The sequence below is a fragment of the Streptomyces sp. NPDC051452 genome (assembly GCF_044454765.1).
Taxonomy (GTDB): domain Bacteria; phylum Actinomycetota; class Actinomycetes; order Streptomycetales; family Streptomycetaceae; genus Streptomyces.
This window is the reverse complement of the sequence record NZ_JBITEB010000010.1, coordinates 60,676-80,739: the sequence shown is the minus strand read 5'-3', so window position 1 is coordinate 80,739 and position 20,064 is coordinate 60,676. Positions and strand designations below refer to the sequence as shown.

The 20,064-nt window shown below is 71.6% G+C and carries 18 protein-coding genes; 13 read left to right on the top strand and 5 right to left on the bottom strand.

All coding sequences use genetic code 11. From position 1 onward, the window contains the following. Window positions 1–201 precede the first annotated feature (201 nt). Window positions 202–1,308: a sugar ABC transporter substrate-binding protein gene (locus ACIBA9_RS23070; protein ID WP_399365720.1), complete on the top strand. Its 1,107-nt coding sequence runs from the start codon at window positions 202–204 to the stop codon at window positions 1,306–1,308. A gap of 170 nt (window positions 1,309–1,478) precedes the next feature. Further along, the gene (locus ACIBA9_RS23065) at window positions 1,479–2,522 is read left to right on the top strand and encodes a LuxR C-terminal-related transcriptional regulator (protein WP_399365718.1); all 1,044 of its coding nucleotides are present in this window, start codon (window positions 1,479–1,481) and stop codon (window positions 2,520–2,522) included. A gap of 9 nt (window positions 2,523–2,531) precedes the next feature. On the opposite strand, the gene ACIBA9_RS23060 is transcribed toward ACIBA9_RS23065, so the two are convergent. Continuing rightward, window positions 2,532–3,566, bottom strand: a complete 1,035-nt coding sequence (locus ACIBA9_RS23060) for a helix-turn-helix transcriptional regulator (protein WP_362150000.1) — start codon at window positions 3,564–3,566, stop codon at window positions 2,532–2,534. 333 nt (window positions 3,567–3,899) lie between these two features. Here ACIBA9_RS23060 and ACIBA9_RS23055 point away from each other — a divergent pair, with 333 nt between their 5' ends. Further along, window positions 3,900–4,196 carry a (2Fe-2S)-binding protein gene (locus tag ACIBA9_RS23055; protein ID WP_393902429.1) on the top strand — a complete coding sequence of 99 codons (297 nt, stop codon included), beginning with the start codon at window positions 3,900–3,902 and terminating at the stop codon, window positions 4,194–4,196. 138 nt (window positions 4,197–4,334) lie between these two features. On the opposite strand, the gene ACIBA9_RS23050 is transcribed toward ACIBA9_RS23055, so the two are convergent. Continuing rightward, on the bottom strand, window positions 4,335–4,748 hold the full coding sequence (locus ACIBA9_RS23050) for a pyridoxamine 5'-phosphate oxidase family protein (protein ID WP_399365716.1): 414 nt from the start codon (window positions 4,746–4,748) through the stop codon (window positions 4,335–4,337). 123 nt (window positions 4,749–4,871) lie between these two features. On the opposite strand from ACIBA9_RS23050, the gene clpB reads away from it, so the two are divergent. Both clpB and ACIBA9_RS23040 read left to right on the top strand, forming a co-directional pair. Next, the gene (clpB, locus tag ACIBA9_RS23045; RefSeq protein WP_399365714.1) at window positions 4,872–7,469 is read left to right on the top strand and encodes an ATP-dependent chaperone ClpB; all 2,598 of its coding nucleotides are present in this window, start codon (window positions 4,872–4,874) and stop codon (window positions 7,467–7,469) included. Between the two features lie 211 nt (window positions 7,470–7,680). After that, window positions 7,681–8,211, top strand: a complete 531-nt coding sequence (locus ACIBA9_RS23040; protein WP_362150004.1) for a YbjN domain-containing protein — start codon at window positions 7,681–7,683, stop codon at window positions 8,209–8,211. A gap of 24 nt (window positions 8,212–8,235) precedes the next feature. On the opposite strand, the gene ACIBA9_RS23035 is transcribed toward ACIBA9_RS23040, so the two are convergent. The 3 genes from ACIBA9_RS23035 to ACIBA9_RS23025 form a co-directional block, all read right to left on the bottom strand. Next, window positions 8,236–9,426: a hypothetical protein gene (locus tag ACIBA9_RS23035; RefSeq protein ID WP_399365711.1), complete on the bottom strand. Its 1,191-nt coding sequence runs from the start codon at window positions 9,424–9,426 to the stop codon at window positions 8,236–8,238. A gap of 132 nt (window positions 9,427–9,558) precedes the next feature. After that, window positions 9,559–10,743 (bottom strand): pyridoxal phosphate-dependent aminotransferase, encoded by a 1,185-nt coding sequence (locus ACIBA9_RS23030; RefSeq protein ID WP_399365709.1) that lies wholly within the window; start codon window positions 10,741–10,743, stop codon window positions 9,559–9,561. A gap of 89 nt (window positions 10,744–10,832) precedes the next feature. Beyond that, window positions 10,833–11,468, bottom strand: a complete 636-nt coding sequence (locus ACIBA9_RS23025) for a DUF4360 domain-containing protein (RefSeq protein WP_399365707.1) — start codon at window positions 11,466–11,468, stop codon at window positions 10,833–10,835. Between the two features lie 352 nt (window positions 11,469–11,820). Between ACIBA9_RS23025 and ACIBA9_RS23020 the strand changes: the two genes are divergently transcribed. The 8 genes from ACIBA9_RS23020 to ACIBA9_RS22985 all read left to right on the top strand — a co-directional run bounded on the left by ACIBA9_RS23020 (window position 11,821) and on the right by ACIBA9_RS22985 (window position 20,047). Next, window positions 11,821–12,168, top strand: coding sequence for a hypothetical protein (locus ACIBA9_RS23020; RefSeq protein WP_399365705.1), 348 nt, complete (start codon window positions 11,821–11,823; stop codon window positions 12,166–12,168). Window positions 12,169–12,475: 307 nt separating this feature from the next. Further along, window positions 12,476–13,000, top strand: a complete 525-nt coding sequence (locus ACIBA9_RS23015) for a DUF2617 family protein (RefSeq protein WP_399365703.1) — start codon at window positions 12,476–12,478, stop codon at window positions 12,998–13,000. 379 nt (window positions 13,001–13,379) lie between these two features. Beyond that, the gene (locus tag ACIBA9_RS23010) at window positions 13,380–15,017 is read left to right on the top strand and encodes a polyamine aminopropyltransferase (protein WP_399365702.1); all 1,638 of its coding nucleotides are present in this window, start codon (window positions 13,380–13,382) and stop codon (window positions 15,015–15,017) included. A 66-nt stretch (window positions 15,018–15,083) separates the two neighbouring features. Further along, a complete protein-coding gene (locus ACIBA9_RS23005; protein WP_399365700.1) occupies window positions 15,084–15,875 on the top strand; it encodes an SRPBCC family protein in 792 nt (263 codons plus the stop codon). A gap of 138 nt (window positions 15,876–16,013) precedes the next feature. Next, window positions 16,014–16,802, top strand: coding sequence for an aldose 1-epimerase (locus ACIBA9_RS23000; RefSeq protein ID WP_362150011.1), 789 nt, complete (start codon window positions 16,014–16,016; stop codon window positions 16,800–16,802). 10 nt (window positions 16,803–16,812) lie between these two features. Further along, complete coding sequence (gene pyrE / locus ACIBA9_RS22995; protein ID WP_399365697.1) at window positions 16,813–17,361, top strand: orotate phosphoribosyltransferase; 549 nt, start codon at window positions 16,813–16,815, stop codon at window positions 17,359–17,361. 143 nt (window positions 17,362–17,504) lie between these two features. After that, the gene (fbaA, locus tag ACIBA9_RS22990; protein ID WP_399365695.1) at window positions 17,505–18,527 is read left to right on the top strand and encodes a class II fructose-bisphosphate aldolase; all 1,023 of its coding nucleotides are present in this window, start codon (window positions 17,505–17,507) and stop codon (window positions 18,525–18,527) included. A gap of 62 nt (window positions 18,528–18,589) precedes the next feature. After that, entirely contained in the window at window positions 18,590–20,047 is a 1,458-nt protein-coding gene (locus ACIBA9_RS22985; protein ID WP_399365693.1) for an MFS transporter, read from the top strand. Window positions 20,048–20,064 lie beyond the last annotated feature (17 nt).

The window sequence follows — 20,064 nt, the reverse complement described above, 5'->3', positions numbered from 1 at the left end:
TGGACTTCCTTTACGTGGAGGGTCCGTAAAGAGTGCTTGCAGGTGATTCCGCGCAATCTTCACAGGCGCAGCTGAGCGTGGTGTTGCGGACTCGTTAAGTGATTCCGCTTGACGCCGGGTGTGGCCTGCGCGTTGTCTTTTCAGACACCTGGGTCGTATTGCAGCACCCACGTCCGGAACGCACCTGAAGTGAGCCCTCGAATGCGTCGTATCGCCATATCCGTGGCCGCGTCCACGATGACCCTTTCGCTCGCCGGCTGCGGCGTGCTGAACGCGACGGGGGACAGCGCGAGCGCGAGCCCGAGCAAGGGCAACGACATCACCGTGGGCCTGTTGCTCCCGGAGAAGGCCAACTCCCGCTACGGCAAGTTCGACTACCCCATCATCAGGGACAAGGTGGCCGAACTCACCCGGAAGCACGGCAAGGTCGAGTACGCCAACGCCGACGCCAGCGCCACCCGGCAGGCCGATCAGCTGCAGCAGATGATCGCCGACAAGGTCGACGTCATCCTGCTCGACGCCGTCGACGCGCACGCCGTCGTCGACGGGGTGAAGAAGGCGAAGGACGCGGGCATCCCGGTCATCGCCTACGACCGCCTCGCCGAGGGTCCGATCGACGCCTACATCTCCTTCGACAACGAGCTCGTCGGCGAGGTGCAGGCCCGTTCCCTGCTGGCGGCGCTGGGGTCGCAGGCGGGCACCTCCAACAAGATCGTCATGATGAACGGCTCGCTCACCGACCCGAACGCCAAGCAGTTCAAGCAGGGTGCCCTGTCCGAGCTGACCGGCAAGGTGACGATCGCCGACTCCTACGACACCAAGGACTGGAAGCCGGAGAACGCCCAGGCCAACATGGCCAAGGCGATCGCCAAGATCGGCAAGGGCAACATCGCCGGCGTCTACGCCGCCAACGACGGGATGGCGGGGGGCGTCATCAAGGCCCTGGAGGCGGCCGGCGTCACCCACATGCCCCCGATCACCGGCCAGGACGCCGAACTCGACGCGGTCCAGCGGGTGGTGACAGGCGAGCAGTACATGAGCGTGTACAAGTCCTACCCGGACGAGGCCGAGGCCGCCGCGCAGATGGCCGTCGCCAAGATCCAGGGCAAGGACATCCAGTTCGACGCCCTCACCCAGGACAAGGTCGACAGCCCCACCACCAAGAACATCCCGTCCAAGCTGGTCCAGGTGAGCGCCCTGACCAAGGACAGCATCAAGGACACGGTCATCGAGGACGGCATCTACACCGTCGCCGACATCTGCACCGCCAAGTACAAGGCGGCCTGCGCGGCGATTGGCCTGAAGTGATCCGATGCCGGCGGGCTCCCCGGGTCTCGCCGACGTCCGAGGCCCTGGCGGAAACCGGTCGGAACAGGGGTTTACGGCGACCCTTGTGAGGAGAGCCGTGTTGCGGACCCGGTCGGCGCCGCGCATAGTTGCGCTGCGGAAGTGGCAGCACACCGGGGGTGGAATGGGCGATGGCCGGGCACGGGGCGGAGGAACACCCTCACGGTGCCGACCGGCTGTGCGGGGCCGGGGACCGTGTCTATTCCCGCGCCGTACGCCGGGGGCGGGTGCCGCGCACGGACGCCGAACCGGTGCCCTGTCTGCTGGAACTGGCCCTGCTGCACCCGGATCCCGACGACATGGACTGGCTGGTGCCGACCTCCCCGCAGGAGGTCATGACCAGGCTGCTGCGCGGGGTCTACGACGAGGTCAGCGAGAGCCAGCGGCGGGTGGGCTCGGCGGTGGCCGCGTTCGAGTGGTACGCGGACCTGGGCCGGCAGCTCAACGCGCTGGCGGCACCGGCCGAGGGCAGTGCCATCCGGGTGCTGGACGGGCTCCCCCGCATCCAGGCCGCGATGGACGAGGCGACCGAGGCGTGCACCACCGAGGTGCTCACCGTGCAGCCCGGCGGCATCCGGCGTGAGGCCGAGCTGACCGAGGGGCTGCACCGGGCGCTGGCGCTGCGTGGCCGGGGCGTGCGGATGCGCGACCTGTACACGCATGTGGCCCGGCACGGGCAGGGGTTGCTCAACTATCTGGAGCTGATGGGCGACACGGTCGAGGCGCGCACCCTGGACGAGGTGATCGACCGGCTCATCCTCTTCGACCGCACGGTGGCCTTCATCCCCGCCAACACCGACCGTACGGTGGCCCTGGAGCTGCGCCACCCGGCGCTCGTGGAGTACCTGGTGACGGTCTTCGAGCGGCTGTGGCGGCTGGCGATCCCGCTCACCGCCGCGCTGCCCGACACCGGGATCGAGGGCATCTCGCACCGTGAGCAGTCCATCGCCGCGCTGCTCGCGGAGGGCCACCAGGACGCGGTGATCGCCGAGCGGCTGGGCATCAGCGTGCGCACCTGCCGGGCGCACATCGCCCGGCTGTCGGAGACGCTGGGCGCCGCGAGCCGCACCCAGCTGGGTGTACGCATCGCCCAGGTGGGCCTGGACGGCCACCGCCCGAGTCGCCCGGCCGGCGCCCTCACCGCCCCCGACAAGGACGCCCCGACCGCCCTGTGAGGCCGGGCCCTAGGCCGGGTCGGTCGGTGGGAGGGCGGTGGTCTTGTCCAGGAGCCCCGACTGCGCGATGAGATAGCCGAGCTGGGCGCGGCTGCCGCTGCCCAGGGCCTGGGCGAGCTTGGCGATATGGGCGCGGCAGGTGCGCACGTTCATGCCCAGCCGGCGGGCGATGGCCTCGTCGACATGGCCCTCCACCAGCAGCTTGGCGATGGAGTGCTGGATGTCCGTGATGCCGTCGGCGGCCGTCTCGTAGGGGGTGCCGGCGCTCAGCGGGACCGCCCGGCTCCACATGAACTCGAAGACCTTGACCAGGTAGCGGACCAGTCCGGGGTGGCGCAGCTCCAGGGCGACCTGGCGGTCGTCGCGTATGGGGATGAAGGCGACCGTCTCGTCGCAGATGATGAGGCGCTCGACGAGTTCGTCGATGGTGCGGTACTCGGCCTTGCCGTTGGCGAACTGGTCGACGTACGCCAGCCGTTCGGGGCTGTACCTGGCGGTGTGCTGGTAGAGGGTCCGGATCCGGACACCGCGTTCGATCAGTGGTTTGTCGCGCTCCAGGGCCGCTACGAGCCGGCGTTCCGGGTGGCGGTGGCTCGGCTGGACCGTGAGCATCTCGCTCTGGCACTGTGCGGTCGCCAGGTCGAGCGCGGTGTTGATGCGGTCGAGACCCTCCAGCACCGTGATGGAATGCGTGGAGGTGGTCGCCTGGGCGCTCAGCGCCATGAAGGGCTCGAAGACACCGGCGAGTTCTATGGACAGCTGCCGGCGTTCGGTGATCTCGCGTTCCAGGGGGCCCAGCCGCTGGGCGAGGGCGACCGTCGGGGGAACCGGGCGGAGCCAGTTGGCGTCGTCGGGATCGGGCTGGAGCAGGCCGAACTCCATCAGGCACGGGGCGGATTCCGCGTCCGCGCGTGCGATGCGTCCCGTGCGCAGTGCGTTCGCGTAGAGACGTCCACCTGCCTCGCACATCTCCGTCACCGCATGGGGATGTCCCGCTTTGGTCTGGTCTGACACTAAGTCTCCACCCCCCAGGGTCCTGAACATGCAGGAACATGATGCACTGATTGTGTGGTCATGACGTGCCTGAATGAGCCATCGTCTTATCCGACGGGGGAAGAGGGGACCTTCAAGTGAGGACGAAGCCGACTATGCGTAAGAGAATGCTTCGCTCGGTGCTTGTCGCCGCCTTCTCCGCCGTTGTGGCCTTCGGAATGCTGAACGGCCTCTCCAATGCGAAGGGCGACAGCCGGGCGGACAGTGCCTGGTCGTTGACGGCGACCACTGGGGTTGTGAGTGGTGACAGCTCTGTCGGTACGGACGACAGCGCCTGGAGTTGACGTGACCACTCCACCAGACGACCGATCCTTCCGGCGTGAGATGGCCACCGCCTATCGCTCGGGGTGGCACTTCATCGACCTGGTCACCGCCATCCCCCACAGCGGTGACTCGTTGATGGTGACCGTCTTCGGTGAGCCCGTCGTCGTCACCCGCGACGACGACGAGGACCTCCGGGCCTATCGGTGCCTGCGCAAACCGCGCGGCGCACCGCAACCGGTACGGTGCGCCATCCGGTACGGAATGATCTTTGTGAACCTGGACCAGCGGGACCACCGGCTGACCGAGCCGGCGGATCCCGATCTGACGACCATCTCGGCCACCCCCCGCAGTGCCTGACGCGATTCCCCCGTCGTAAAAGATCGCTCAGGCGCTTCCCCCCGCAGCGGCGTCACCGTGACCTGAACACGGTGACGCCGCTGCAGTTTTCAGGGGACATTTCGCGCTATCGACGGGTTCCACGGTGTCTGAAACCGTTCACCCGTGCCCCAGCGCCCGGTCGACCTCGATCTCGATCACCACCCGGGACGGATTCGGTCGCGGTGTGCGCTCGTAGCGCTCGGCGTAGCGCCGCTCCGCCTCCGCGACCCGCTCCGGTTCCGTGCGTACCCGCGCCCGCCCCTCCAGCGTGGCCCAGCGCCGGCCGTCCAGCTGGCACACCGCGACCCGGGCGCCGTCGGGGCCGGCCGCGCGCACATGGGCGGCCTTCGCGGACGTGCTGCTCGTGATCACCCGGGCCAGCCGCGTCCCGGGGTCGTAGGTCACCCCGACCGGTACCACGTGCGGAGTGCCGTCGCGCCGCAGCGTGGTCAGCGTGCACAGATGCCGCTCGCGCCAGAACGCGAGGAAGGGCTCGTCCGGGGCGGCCGGGTCTACGGAGTGCTTCACCATGCCCGCAACCTAGCCCGAAAGCCGGCGTCCCGGCCTTGACCCTTACCTTGAGTGGAATAGACTCAACTTTGTGTACGCTGGTGTAGTCAGCAGTGGACAGAGGCCGAGGAGGAGAACGGACACGTGGACGCCGAGCTGACCAACAGGAGCCGGGACGCGATCAACGCGGCAAGCAACCGGGCCGTGACCGAGGGGCACCCGGACCTCACCCCCGCCCACCTGCTGCTGGCTCTCCTCCAGGGGCAGGACAACGAGAACATCACCGACCTGCTCGCGGCCGTCGGCGCCGACCAGGCCGCCGTGCGCGCGGGCGCCCAGCGGATCCTGGCCGGGCTGCCCAGCGTGACCGGCTCCACCGTGGCGCCCCCGCAGCCCAGCCGCGAGATGCTGGCCGTGATCGCCGACGCCGGCGAGCGCGCGAGCGACCTCGGGGACGAGTACCTGTCCACGGAACACCTGCTGATCGGCCTCGCCGCGAAGGGCGGCGCGGCCGGCGAGGTGCTCGGGGAACAGGGCGCCGACGCCAAGACACTGCTGGAGGCCTTTCGCAAGGCCAGGGGAGGACGCCGCGTGACCACCGCCGATCCCGAGGGTCAGTACAAGGCCCTGGAGAAGTTCGGCACCGACTTCACCGCCGCCGCCCGCGCGGGCCGCCTGGACCCCGTCATCGGGCGGGACCAGGAGATCCGGCGGGTCGTGCAGGTGCTCAGTCGCCGCACCAAGAACAACCCCGTGCTGATCGGCGAGCCCGGCGTCGGCAAGACCGCCGTCGTCGAGGGGCTCGCCCAGCGGATCGTCAAGGGTGACGTGCCCGAGTCGCTGAAGGACAAGCGGCTGGTGTCCCTCGACCTCGGTGCGATGGTGGCCGGTGCCAAGTACCGCGGCGAGTTCGAGGAGCGGCTGAAGTCCGTGCTCGCCGAGATCAAGGACTCCGACGGGCAGATCATCACCTTCATCGACGAGCTGCACACGGTCGTGGGCGCGGGCGCCGGCGGGGACTCGGCCATGGACGCGGGCAACATGCTCAAGCCGATGCTGGCCCGCGGCGAACTGCGCATGGTCGGCGCGACCACGCTGGACGAGTACCGCGAGCGGATCGAGAAGGACCCGGCCCTGGAGCGCCGCTTCCAGCAGGTGCTGGTCGCCGAGCCGACCGTCGAGGACTCCATCGCGATCCTGCGCGGTCTCAAGGGCCGCTACGAGGCGCACCACAAGGTGCAGATCGCCGACAGCGCGCTGGTGGCCGCGGCCACCCTCTCCGACCGGTACATCACCTCCCGCTTCCTGCCGGACAAGGCCATCGACCTGGTCGACGAGGCCGCCTCCCGGCTGCGCATGGAGATCGACTCCTCGCCGCTGGAGATCGACGAACTCCAGCGTTCGGTCGACCGGCTGAAGATGGAGGAGCTGGCGATCGGCAAGGAGACCGACCCGGCCTCCCGCGAACGCCTGGAGCGGCTGCGCCGCGACCTCGCCGACAAGGAGGAGGAGCTGCGCGGCCTGACCGCCCGCTGGGAGAAGGAGAAGCAGTCCCTCAACCGGGTCGGTGAACTGAAGGAGCGGCTGGACGACCTGCGCGGCCAGGCCGAACGGGCCCAGCGCGACGGTGACTTCGACTCCGCCTCCAAGCTGCTCTACGGCGAGATCCCCGAGCTGGAGAAGGAGCTGGAGGCGGCTTCCCAGGCCGAGGAGGAGGTCGCCAAGGACACCATGGTCAAGGAGGAGGTCGGCTCCGACGACATCGCCGACGTCGTCGCCGCCTGGACCGGTATCCCGGCCGGCCGCCTGATGGAGGGCGAGACGCAGAAGCTGCTGCGCATGGAGGACGAGCTGGGCCGCCGGCTCATCGGCCAGGGCGAGGCCGTGCGGGCGGTCAGCGACGCCGTGCGGCGCTCCCGGGCCGGCATCGCCGACCCCGACCGTCCGACCGGATCGTTCCTGTTCCTCGGTCCGACGGGCGTCGGCAAGACCGAACTGGCCAAGGCGCTCGCCGACTTCCTCTTCGACGACGAGCGGGCCATGGTCCGCATCGACATGTCGGAGTACGGCGAGAAGCACAGCGTGGCCCGGCTGGTCGGCGCCCCGCCCGGCTACATCGGCTACGAGGAGGGCGGCCAGCTGACCGAGGCCGTGCGGCGGCGCCCGTACAGCGTGGTGCTGCTGGACGAGGTGGAGAAGGCCCACCCCGAGGTCTTCGACATTCTGCTCCAGGTGCTGGACGACGGGCGCCTGACGGACGGCCAGGGCCGCACCGTCGACTTCCGCAACACCATCCTGGTGCTCACCTCCAACCTGGGCAGCCAGTTCCTGATCGACCCGGTCACGAGCGAGGCGGAGAAGAAGGAGCAGGTCCTGGAGGTCGTGCGGACCTCCTTCAAGCCGGAGTTCCTCAACCGGCTCGACGACCTCGTGGTCTTCTCCGCGCTGACCAAGCCCGAGCTGGAGCGGATCGCGAAGCTCCAGATCGACCGGCTCGCCAAGCGGCTTGCCGAGCGGCGCCTCACCCTGGAGGTCACCCCGAAGGCGCTGGCCTGGCTCGCCGAGGAGGGCCTGGACCCGGCCTACGGCGCCCGCCCGCTGCGCCGCCTGGTGCAGACCGCCATCGGCGATCGCCTCGCCCGCGAGATCCTGTCCGGCGAGATCAAGGACGGCGACACGGTCCGTGTCGACCGCTCCGAGGAGGGCCTGCTGGTGGGCCCGACGACCGCCAAGACGCTGTAACCGCACGACGCGCCGCCCGCGGCCCCCGTTCCGGTCCCCGGACGGGGGCCGCGAGGGCGTGGAAGCGGGTCCCCCCGGTGCCCCGGCGCGTCGGATCCCCACCCGTCCAGCCGGATCGTGTCAGCCCATGGCTGACAGGCCCCGTCAGGGCTTGCCACCCCCCTCCCCGCATGGGGGAGGATGGCGGGATCCGTACGAAGGGAAAATCACGGTGACCATCGACCCGTCCTCGATTCCGAATTTCGGGGGCCAGCCCGAACCGCAGCCGCAAGGACCGGCGGGCCCCGTCGTCCCGGATCAGGACCTCGTGAAGCAGCTCCTCGACCAGATGGAGCTGAAGTACGTCGTCGACGAGGAGGGTGACCTCGCGGCGCCGTGGGAGCAGTTCCGCACGTACTTCATGTTCCGCGGGGAGGCCGAGCAGGCCGTCTTCTCGGTGCGGACCTTCTACGACCGCCCCCACCAGATCGACGAGAAGACCCAGCTGCTGGAGTCCGTCGACGACTGGAACCGCCGCACGCTGTGGCCCAAGGTGTACACCCACACCCACGACGACGGCACCGTCCGGCTGATCGGCGAGGCCCAGATGCTGATCGGCACGGGCGTCGACATCAACCACTTCGTCTCCTCCACGGTCAGCTGGGTGCGGGCCGCGATCGAGTTCGACAAGTGGCTCGTCGAGCAGCTCGGCCTGGAGCAGGAGGTCGACGAGACGGAGAAGCCCGAGGACGACGGCGAGTAGTCCCGCCCGCCCCTTCCGGGCCCCTCACAGCGGCGCGCTTCCGAACACCACCAGGTACGCGCCGTAGCCGTAGCCGAGCCCGGCCAGGGCCGCGACCACCACGGTCGCGTGCCAGGGCCGGGCTCTCGCCGTGCGCACCAGCGCCCGGGCGAGTGGCAGCAGCAGCGGGAAGGCCGGCAGCAGGAAGCGCGGCTTGGACTCGAAGAAGCCCGACCCGCCGAGCACCACCAGCAGCAGCACCCCGCTGTACACGAGCAGTGGCAGCGGGGCGCGCTCCACCAGCAGCAGCGCGTAGAGCAGCACCCCGACCGCCACGATGACCAGTGCCATCGGGAGGGCGAACCGGCTGCCGTGCAGCAGCGAGCGGTGCAGGAGATCCAGCGCGCCCCGGCCGAGGTCGAAGCGCGAGCCCCAGCGCCGCTGCACCTGGAAATAGCCGTCCAGCGGGCGGCCCGTGCGCCGGCCGACCCACAGCACGTACGCCGTCCAGCCGAGCGGGGCGAGCGCCGCGCCCGTCCACAGCCTGTGGGAAACCCGGCCGCGCCGCCGCCACGCCGCACAGCCGGCCGCGGCCATGACGGCGGCGGCGACCGCGAACCCGTTCGGCCGGGCGAGCCCCGCCAGTGCCGCCAGGGCGCCCGCCCACAGCCAGTTGCCGGCCAGCACCGCGTACAGCGACCAGGCCGCCAGCGCGGTCAGCACCGGCTCGGTGTACGCCATCGACAGCACCACGGAGTGCGGCAGCAGGGCCCACAGCAGCACCAGCGTGACGCCGACCGAGCGCCCGTACAGCCGGGAGCCGACCGCGTGGATCCCGGCGGCGGCGACGGCGGCCGACGTCCACGACACCAGCAGTCCGGCACCGATCCAGCCGAGCGGCGTCAGCGCGACGACCGCCCGCACCAGCGCCGGGTACAGCGGGAAGAACGCCAGATCGCTGACGATCGTGGAGCGCAGGTGCAGGGAGTGGCCGTAGCCGTGCGCGGCGATGCCCAGGTACCAGACCGAGTCCCAGGACCGGCCGAGCAGCATGAGGGGGTCTTTGCCGGCGGCGTGCCCGACGAGGGCGAGTACGGCGGCCCCGGCGAGCCGCACGCCAAGGAAGAGGCCCACGGCGAGGGCGCCCGCGCCGCCGGGGCGGGGCCCGGCGACCTTCCCGGGCGCCGGCTGCGGGGGGACGGCGGGTGGGGCGAGGACGGTGCTGGCGTGAGTCACACCACCGCACCTTGCAAGGGCCCGGCCGCCGACGCGAGCGGCGTTCGGCCGAGTGCCCCACCGTTCACCTGAGGCGAGTACAGCAACCGGGCCACATGGGTCTGGTGCGGCCCGGCCGGACCGGTGACGGCGTCAGAGGGAACGCAGCCGCCGGGCCGCCTCCAGGAGCACCTCCTCGCGCTTGCAGAAGGCGAACCGCACGAAGGGGGCGCCCGCCTCGCGGTCGTCGTAGAAGACCGCGTTGGGGATGGCGACGACGCCCGCCCGCTCCGGCAGGGCACGGCAGAAGGCGAAGCCGTCCTTCTCGCCCAGGGGGCGGATGTCGGTGGTGATGAAGTACGTACCGGCCGGCTTGAAGACCTCGAAGCCCGCCGCGCTCAGCCCCTCGGCGAGGATGTCCCGGCGCCGCAGCATGGACCGGCGGAAGTCCTCGAAGTAGGAATCGGGCAGGGCGAGGGCCTCCGCGACCGCGTACTGGAAGGGGCCCGAGGAGACGTACGTCAGGAACTGCTTCACCGAGCGGACGGCGCTCACCAGCTCCGGCGCGGCCGTCACCCAGCCGACCTTCCAGCCGGTGAAGGAGAAGGTCTTGCCGGCCGAGCCGATGCTCACCGTGCGCTCGCGCATCCCCGGGAACGAGGCCAGCGGCAGATGCCCGGCGTCGTCGAAGACCAGGTGCTCGTAGACCTCGTCCGTCACCACCAGCAGATCCCGCTCCACCGCGAGCTGCGCGATCGCCGCCAGCTCGGGGCGGGTGAGGACCGTACCGGTCGGGTTGTGCGGGGTGTTGACGAGCAGCAGACGGGTGCGGTCGGTGACCGCCGCCCGCAGCTCGTCCAGGTCCAGCCGGAAGCCGCCGTCGCGCGGCCGCAGCGTCACCGGCACCCGCTTGCCGCCCGCCAGCGCGATGCTCGCCGCGTAGGAGTCGTAGTACGGCTCCAGCGCGACGACCTCGTCCCCGGGCTCGACCAGCGCCAGCAGCGAGGCCGCGATCGCCTCCGTCGCGCCCGCCGTGACGAGCACCTCGGTGTCCGGGTCGTACGACAACCCGTACCGGCCCAGCTGGTGCTCGGCGATCGCGGTCCGCAGCTCGGGGATGCCCGGGCCCGGCGGGTACTGGTTGCCGCGCCCGTCGCGCAGCGCCCGTACGGCGGCCTCCCGCACCTCCTCGGGACCGTCGGTGTCGGGAAAGCCCTGGCCCAGGTTGATCGCCCCGGTGGCCACGGCGAGGGCGGACATCTCGGCGAAGATCGTCGTCCCGAACTCGGCGAGGCGACGGTTCAGATACGGGCGCTCGGTGGAGGTCATGCCGGTCATCCTGCGCCCAGACTCCGGAGTTCCTCAACACGGCTTCGCGGATCGAGAGCGCGTGTTCCCGACGCGCCGCCCATCGCGGCGTCAGGAGATCACTGACACCGCTTCACGGCCACGTGGTACACGGTGGTGATCGTGCCGTCCGTCGAGTCCATCTCCAGGAAGCTGGTGGCGCTCGGGCTCGAGGTGCCGGGGTCGACCCGAAGTTCCGTGTCGATGTCGAGGTTGCGCTCCTCCCCGCAGGGCGCGAAGACCAGGGCGGCGACGGGCACGGTGTCGGTCGTCTGCCAGTCGCCGGTGAACCCGCCCTGGAAGTGATGAGTCCTGACGGTGGTGGCGTTGCCCTGGAAGTGGTAGCCGGCCCGCTGGGTCCCGGACGCACCCGGCGCCAGTGACGCGAAGCCGCGGTAGTCCGCGGACACGATCGCGTAGGTGAAGCCACCGGGGACGTGCACGCGCAGGTTGAGCTGACAGTTCTTCCGGAAGTCGGTCGGCGCCGAGCCGGGCCCCACCTTGGCGAGGTAGTTGCTGTAGGTGACGCTGAAGGCGGTGTTGTCAGGGGAGACGGCCACGGCGGCCGTCCCCGGCGGGCAGCCGGTACCGTTGGCCGCCACGCTGTCGATGACGATCCGGTCCGGCGGCGGGGGCGCAGCCGTGCCGGCGCCGAGGGCCGACGAGCCGAACAATGACGTGGCGACACCAGTCGCCGCCAGCGCGCGAAGCAACATGGGCTTCCCTTCCACCGTCCATGGATCCAGGGCGGGCGTCACTGTCCGAGCCCGGCCAACCGGATTTGACGTGGGGATCGCACCACACGGCGCGCGTCCGTTTACGGAACGTGACGCTCCGGTCACTCAATCGGCCTTCGAGCGGGAGGCCTCGTTCACCCATGCGCGGGGACGGAGTGGTGCGCGCCCGGATGCGGCGGCAGAACCCTGTGGAGTTGAACCCTCTGGAGTTCCTCAACTCTGCTTTGCGTCTCGCGGCGGCCGGGCATCTCCCGGTCACCGCGCGAGACGCGGCACCAGACGAGGCGCCCATGGGGGGCCGCCTCGGGGGGAACGAAAGGAGGGTGACGCCATGGAGATCGGCATCATCCTGGCCATGGCCGCGGTCCTGCTCATCGCGGCGGCGACGGGCCGGTCCCGCCGCAACCGGTCCGTCAAGGTGTCACTCGGCAAGGGCGGCCGCGGCCGGCCGCATCGCTCGTCGTCCTCTTCGTCGTCCTCCTCGTCCGGCAGCGGAACCAGCTGGTGGGTCATGGGCGGCGCGGCCGACTCCGGCTCGTCCTCGGGCGGACACGGGGGCCACGGCGGGCACAGCGGCGGTCACCACTCCTGCGGGGGTCACTCCTGCGGCGGGGGTTCGTCCTGCGGCGGCGGTTCGTCGTGCGGCGGCGGCGGGGGCGGCTGCGGCGGGGGCAGCTGAGACAAGGGGGCGGCCGAGGCCGTCCGGCCGCCCGCGCGCGCCCGTCGGACCCGGCGTCCGGCGGGCGCACGTCTGTCCAATCCCGCGCCTGGGCGTACGCCGTAGTTGAACAGTTGAACTGTGCAGCCCTCTGAGGGATGGAAACCGCACGAAGTTGGGTAAAAACGCTGTGGGGGCGCCTCTGTTCATGATTCCCTCTAAATCGCCAACGCAGCCCCTCGGACGTCCCACAGACTCCCCTCCCGGCCGAGCCGGCTGGGCTGACATGGCCGATCTCCCCCTCATTGCGTGCTAGCGGAGCCGATCCATGCTCACGACCCTGAACACCTCCTACACCGATACACGGGCTGCCGACCTCGCCTGGGCGCTGGGACGCGAGCCGCTGCCCGCACTGGCCACCCTGGACCTCGAACTCGCGGGCAGCAGATTGCAGTTGAGACTGCTCGGCGCGTCCCACCAGGTGCTGCTGGAGGAGGAACGCGGCATCTGTTCGGAAACCGTCGCCTGCATCCCCGGCTCCAGCACCCCGCTCCCGCTGGGCGTCGCCAAGCGGGTCGGCGACTGGGAGTACGAGTTCGCCGCCCGCGTCGAGGTGCTCACCCCCGGCTCGTTCGCGGGGAGAGCCCAGGAACTGCTCGCCCTGGTCTCCGACCATCCGCACGGGCTCGCCGGCGTCTTCCCCGGCAGCCCGCACGCCTTCACGGCGTTGCTCGCCCAGCAGTGCGAGGGCCAGGTGCACTGGCGCACCTGGCACGCCTACCCGCAGGACGGACAGTTGGTGGCCACCCGGACCCGGGTCGGGGCACGGGTGGCGGTGGGGCGGCCGGGCTAGGTCCTGTCTGACAATTCGCGTCGTCGCCCGAAGGGCGGCCGCGCGGCGTCAGGTGCGTGCTCTGGGGGTCCCCCCGGCCGGAGGCTGGGGGAGTGCCGGCCCCAGGCCCTCGTACTGGACGTACTCGGGTCTGGGGCCGGTGCGGCGAGTGGGGGTCCCCCCGGCCGAAGGCTGGGGGAGCGTGCATGGCGTCGCGCGGCAGACGCGAATTGTCAGACAGGGCCTAGGTCCTGTCGTCCGGCCGGCCGCGTCATCAAGGCCGCCCGGACAGCACGTCCAGGGCGAGTTCGGGCGACATAAACCCGCGCCGCGTCGACTGCCGGCATTTCCACACGTGTGGGTGACGAAGCGTACCGAGTGAGTGACGTAACGTCGCAGAGTGATCGAACCGCACGCCCCCGCGCCCCCGGGCGCCCCGCCCTCCTGGACCGGCCCAGCGCGGCTGCCCGTGCGGCCCGGTACCGGGCGGTTCCTGGTCCTGGTGTGCGTCTTCGTCTGCGCGGCCTGCGGGCTGGTGTACGAACTGGAACTCGTCGCCTTCGCCTCGTACCTGATGGGCGACTCCGTCACCCAGGCCTCCGTGGTGCTCTCGGTGATGGTGTTCGCGATGGGCATCGGCTCCCTGGGCGCCAAACGGTTGCGCTGGCACGCGGCCGCCGCTTTCGGCGCGGTCGAGTCGGCCCTCGCGCTGGTCGGCGGCTGCAGCGCCATGGCCCTGTACGCGGTGTTCGCCTGGACCGGCGGCTGGGGCGGGGTGTGGGCCGAGGGCCCGCGCTGCCTCCTGGTCGCCTTCTCCCTCGGCATCGGCCTGCTCATCGGCGCCGAGGTCCCCCTGCTGATGGAGCTGATCCAGCGCATCCGCCGCCAGGACGCCGGCGGCGCGGTGGCCGACCTGTTCGCCGCGGACTACGTCGGCGCCCTCGTCGGCGGACTGGCCTTCCCCTTCCTCCTGCTGCCCTTCCTGGGCCAGTTGACCGGCGCCCTGCTCACCGGGACGGTCAACGTCGTCGCGGGCGGCGCCCTCGTCCTCGGCCTCTTCCGCCGCGACCTCAACCGCCGCGCCCAATGGACCCTGCTCCTCGTCGGCCTCACCGTCCTCGGCGTCCTCGCCTCGGCCGCCGCCCTGGCCGACGACTTCGAACGCGCCGCCCGGCGGGCCGTCTACGGCAAGGACGTCCGGGTGGCCGTGCAGACCGGCGTCCAGGAGATCGTGCTGACCGGCGGCACCGGCGGCAGGCCTCTGGACCTCTTCCTCGACGGCCGTCTGCGCGTCGGCGGCCGCGACGACCACCGCTACCACGAGGCCCTGGTCCAGCCGGCGCTGGCCGACGCCCCCGACGCGCGCGTCCTGGTCCTCGGCGGCGGCGACGGCCTGGCCGCCCGCGAGGCGCTGCGTCAGCCCCGGGTGCGCCACGTCGACGTCGTCGACCTCGACCGCGGTCTGATCCGTCTGGCCCGGCGGGACCCCGGCCTGTCCGCCGCCAACCGCCACGCCTTCGCCGACCCCCGCGTCCACGTCACCGCGGCGGACGCCCTGGGCTGGCTGCGCGGCGCCCCGGCGGCGGCGTACGACGTCGTGATCGCCGATCTGCCGGACCCCGCGATCACCGCCAGTACCAAGCTGTACTCGCAGGAGTTCTACGGCCTGGCCCGGCGCGCGCTGGCCCCGCACGGCCGGCTCGTGGTGCACGCCGGATCCGTCACCACCCGCCCCCGCGTCTTCTGGACGGTCGCCGCGACGCTGCGCGCGGCCGGCTTCACCGCGGTGCCCTACCGGGTCCTGGGGCACGACTCCGGATTCGGGCCGGGCCCGGACCGCTCCACGGGCGCGTCCCGGGCGCCGTACGACTGGGGCTTCCTGCTGGCGGCCCCGGGCCGCACCCCGCCCGCCCTGGGGCCGGGCCCGGGCCACCCCCGGACCCTGACCCGGGCCGGCCTGGCGGCGGACGAGCGGGCGGCGCAGCGGACGCGGACCGACGGGGTGTCCGCGTCGACACTGGTGCATCCGCGGTACTGAGGTTCCCGTCACGAGCCCGCTCCGGGGAGGGTACGTTCCGGCCCCTCATGGGTAGGCTCAGCGGACATGGAGCACCAGGTCTACGTCCCGGTTCCCGCCGAGCGGCTCGAAGCGGCACTGGCCGACCCCGCTCGCGTCGCCCGGGCGGTCCCCGGCCTGCAGCAGGACGCCGGTGCCGAACCCGTCGCCGGGCGGCTGAAGCTGCGCGTCGGCGGACACTCCGTCACCTACCGGGGAGCGGTGCGAGTGGCCGCCCGGGAGGACGGGGCGTACGCCGTCGAGGGCGACGCCACCGAGGCCCGCGGCACCGGCTCGGTCAAGCTGGCCCTGACGCTGCGCCTCGCCGACACCGACGGCGGCTGCACCGTCACCGTCGAGGGCACGGCCCACGCGGACGGCCGGCTCGCCCAGCTGCCGCCGGAGGCGGTCACCACGGCGGCGACCAGACTCCTGACCCGCTTCGTGGAGACCCTGGCCGAGGCGGGAGACCCGCCGGAGTCGGAGTCGGAGTCGGAGTCGGCGGAAGCGCCGGAGCCGAAGGCGCCCTCCGAGCCCGGGTCGTCCGTCTTCGACACCGAGGTGCCGCCGCCCTCGCTGGGCCCCGAGGCCGACGGTCTCACCGAGGACTTCCCAGGCGCCGCCGAGCCCCCCGCCGAGGCCGCGCACGCGCGCCGGACGATGATCGGCCGCAGCGCGGAGGAGGTCGACCACGCCCCGCCCCGCGGCCGTTACGCCCCCGTGCCCGCCCCGCAGACGGTCGGCGCCAACGCGGCCGTGCGCTGGGCGGCCCCCGCCGCGGCCCTGGCACTGGCCTCGGCGATCGTCGTCAGCCGAGCCCTGCGCCGACGCAGGCCCTAGGGGTCTTGCTTCCAGACCTTGCCGCGGTCGCGGGAACCCGCGCATTCGCGTGCGGTGCCTCGTGTCGCCGGAGCACCCGCAGGCCGCGCCGGAACGCGTGGCCCGACGCCCTCTTGATCGCCCCAGTAGGGTCGTGGCGTGAGTAACGAAGACATCACGCTGACCGCGGGCGACGCGGAGGTGAGCGTGCGGCCGGACAACGGCGGCCGTATCGGTGGGCTGCGGATCGGCGGCCTGGAGCTGCTGCGGCAGGGCGAGCGCTACGGCTGCTTCCCCATGGTGCCCTGGTGCGGCCGGATCGCGGAGGGCCGTTTCCTGGACGGCGTCACCGTCCGCCAGATGCCGCTCAACTCCCCGCCGCACGCCATCCACGGCACCGCGCGGGACAGCGCCTGGCGCACCGCGCGTGTCTCGGCGGACGAGGCGGTGATCACCTGTGAACTGACCGACCCCTGGCCGCACCGGGGCCGGGTCACCCAGGTCGTCGCGCTCGCCGAGGACAGCCTGACACTGACGATGAGCGTCGAGGCGTACGACGACTCCTTCCCGGCGCAGATCGGCTGGCACCCCTGGTTCCACCGCACCCTCGACGGCCAGGACGCGACCCTCGACTTCAAGCCCGCCTGGCAGGAGGAGCGAGGCGCCGACCACCTGCCCACCGGCAACCGCGTCGACCCGAGGCCCGGCCCGTGGGACGACTGCTTCGGCATGCCGGGCGGTGTCGACGTCACCCTCACCTGGCCCGGACGACTGGAGTTGAAGGTGGCCAGCCGCGAGGAGTGGGTGGTCGTCTACGACGAACAGGCCGAGGCCGTCTGCGTGGAGCCGCAGACCGGCCCGCCCAACGGTCTGAACACCCACCCGCGACTGGTCACTCCCCTGGAGCCGCTGGAGGCCACGACCACCTGGAGCTGGCGGCGCCTCTAAGCTGGTCGGCATGACGGACGCACGCGCAGCGCTGCTGCAGCAGATCAAGGACAAGGCCGTGGTGCACGGCAAGGTAACGCTCTCCTCCGGTCTGGAGGCCGACTACTACGTCGACCTGCGTCGCGTCACCCTCGACGGTGAGGCCGCGCCGCTCGTCGGCCAGGTCCTCCTGGACCTCACCGCCGACCTGGAGTTCGACGCGGTGGGCGGGCTCACCATGGGCGCCGACCCGGTCGCGGCCTCGATGCTGCACGCCGCCGCCGCGCGCGGGCGGAAGCTGGACGCGTTCGTCGTCCGCAAGGCCGCCAAGGCGCACGGATTGCAGCGCCGGGTGGAGGGTCCCGACATCACGGGCCGACGGGTGCTCGTCGTCGAGGACACCTCCACCACCGGCGGCTCCCCGCTGACCGCGGTGGAGGCCGTGCGCGAGGCGGGCGCGGAGGTCGTCGCCGTGGCGACCATCGTGGACCGGGCGACCGGTGCCGCCGAGAAGATCGAGGCCGGCGCGGGCGTTCCGTACCGTTTCGCCTTCTCGAAGGATGAACTGGGGCTGGACTGACGACCCGGACCGGTCTGGACTTGACCGAAGCATGGACCATCGGTCCGTGTCTGGAAAGATGGGGCCGACGATGACGTCACACCCCAGGTCTAGGTCAGGGCCGTAGTACGCAGATCGCCAACCGCACACTCAAGGAGCGGACCATGCCCATCGCAACCCCCGAGGTCTACAACGAGATGCTCGACCGGGCGAAGGCAGGCAAGTTCGCCTACCCGGCCATCAACGTCACCTCGAGCCAGACCCTGAACGCGGCCCTGCGCGGCTTCGCGGAGGCGGAGAGCGACGGCATCGTCCAGATCTCGACCGGTGGCGCCGAGTTCCTCGGTGGCCAGTACAACAAGGACATGGTGACCGGCGCGGTCGCGCTCGCCGAGTTCGCGCACATCGTCGCCGAGAAGTACCCGGTCAACATCGCGCTGCACACCGACCACTGCCCGAAGGACAAGCTCGACGGGTACGTGCGTCCGCTGATCGCGCTGTCCAGGAAGCGCGTCGAGGCCGGTCTCGACCCGCTGTTCCAGTCGCACATGTGGGACGGCTCGGCCGAGACCCTCTCCGACAACCTGGAGATCGCGCAGGAGCTGCTGGAGCAGGCCCGCGCCGCGAAGATCATCCTTGAGGTCGAGATCACCCCGACCGGTGGCGAGGAGGACGGCGTCTCGCACGAGATCAACGACTCCCTCTACACGACGGTCGACGACGCGATCCGCACCGCCGAGGCCCTCGGCCTGGGGGAGAAGGGCCGCTACCTGCTGGCCGCGTCCTTCGGCAACGTCCACGGCGTGTACAAGCCCGGCAACGTCGTCCTGCGTCCGGAGCTGCTGAAGGAGCTGAACGAGGGCGTCGCCGCCCGGTTCGGCAAGGAGTCCCCGTTCGACTTCGTCTTCCACGGCGGCTCCGGCTCCAGCGAGCAGGAGATCCAGACCGCGCTGGAGAACGGCGTCGTGAAGATGAACCTGGACACCGACACCCAGTACGCCTTCACCCGTCCGGTCGCCGACCACATGTTCAAGAACTACGACGGCGTCCTGAAGGTCGACGGCGAGGTCGGCAACAAGAAGGCCTACGACCCGCGCACCTGGGGCAAGCTGGCCGAGGCGTCCATGGCCGCGCGCGTCCTGGAGGCCACGCAGCACCTGCGTTCGGCGGGCAACAAGATCAAGTAAGCGGTGCCCGCGGTGGGCCCGGCGGCTGTTCCGGCCGCCGGGCCCGCTGTATACCTGGGAACGTGCCCGACGTCCGGCTCGCCTCGTCCCAGGGCAAGTGGATTCTGCTGACCACGGTCCTCGGCTCCACCATGGCCCTGCTCGACTCCACCGTCGTCAATGTGGCGCTGCCCCGCATCGGCGCCGACCTGAACGCGAGCCTGGCCGCGCTGCAGTGGACGGTCAACGCGTACATGGTCACCCTGGCCGGTCTGATCCTGCTCGGCGGTTCGCTCGGGGACCGCTTCGGCCGCCGCAGGATCTTCGTCGTCGGGGTGGTGTGGTTCGCGGTCGCGTCGCTGCTGTGCGGCCTCGCCCCGTCCTCCGGTGTCCTCATCGCCGCCCGTGCCCTGCAGGGGATCGGCGGGGCGCTGCTGACCCCCGGCTCCCTCGCCCTCATCCAGGCCTCGTTCCACCCGGACGACCGCAGCCGGGCCGTGGGGCTGTGGTCCGGGTTCGGCGGGGTCGGTGCGGCGGTGGGCCCGTTCCTGGGCGGCTGGCTGGTCACCGGGCCCGGCTGGCGCTGGGTGTTCCTGCTGAACATCCCGCTGGCCGTGCTGTGTGTCCCGGTCGCGCTCCGGCATGTGCCGGAGTCCGCCGATCCGCATTCCCACGGCCGTTTCGACGTCCTCGGCGCGGCCCTGGGCGCGCTGGCCCTCGCCCTCGTGACCTACGCGCTCATCGAGGCCCGCTCCGGCTCCCTGGCCGTGGCGCTGACCGCGGCGGCGGGCCTGGCCGCCGCCGGGGCGTTCGGGTACGTCGAGCGCCACCGCCAGGACCCGATGCTCCCGCCCGACATCTTCGCCTCCCGCCAGTTCACGGCGGTCAACCTGGTCACGCTGTGCGTGTACGCGGCCTTCGGCGGCTTCTTCTTCCTCACCGCGCTCCAGCTCCAGGTGGTGGCCGGCTACTCGCCCCTGCGCGCCGGTACGGCCCTGCTGCCCACCACCATCCTGATGCTGCTGTTCTCGTCCCGCTCGGGCGCCCTGGCCGACCGCACCGGCCCCCGGCTGCCGCTCACCGTCGGCCCGCTCTTCTGCGCGGCGGCGATGCTGCTGATGCTCCGGGTCGGCCCGGACGCGGACTACCTGACGGACGTCCTGCCCGCCGTGCTGGTGATGGGCGTCGGCATGGTCACCCTGGTCGCCCCGCTGACGGCCACCGTCCTCGCCTCCGTCGACACCGCCCGGGCCGGTCTGGCCAGCGGCGTGAACAACGCGGCGGCCCGGGCGGCGGGCCTGGTGGCGGTGGCCGCGCTGCCGTTGCTGGCCGGGATGGGCCCGCAGGTGTACCGGCGGCCGGCGGCGTTCGACGCGGCGTTCGGGCGGGCCATGCCGATCTGCGCGGGGGTGCTGCTGCTGGGCTCGGTGCTGGCGGCCACCCTGGTGCGGCACCGGCCCGCCGAGGACTGCCGTCGCCCGGACTGCCGGACCCACGGCAACGTGACGGCACCACCCCTGGAGGCGGGCGGCCGCGGCTAGGTGGTTCCCCGGGGTGG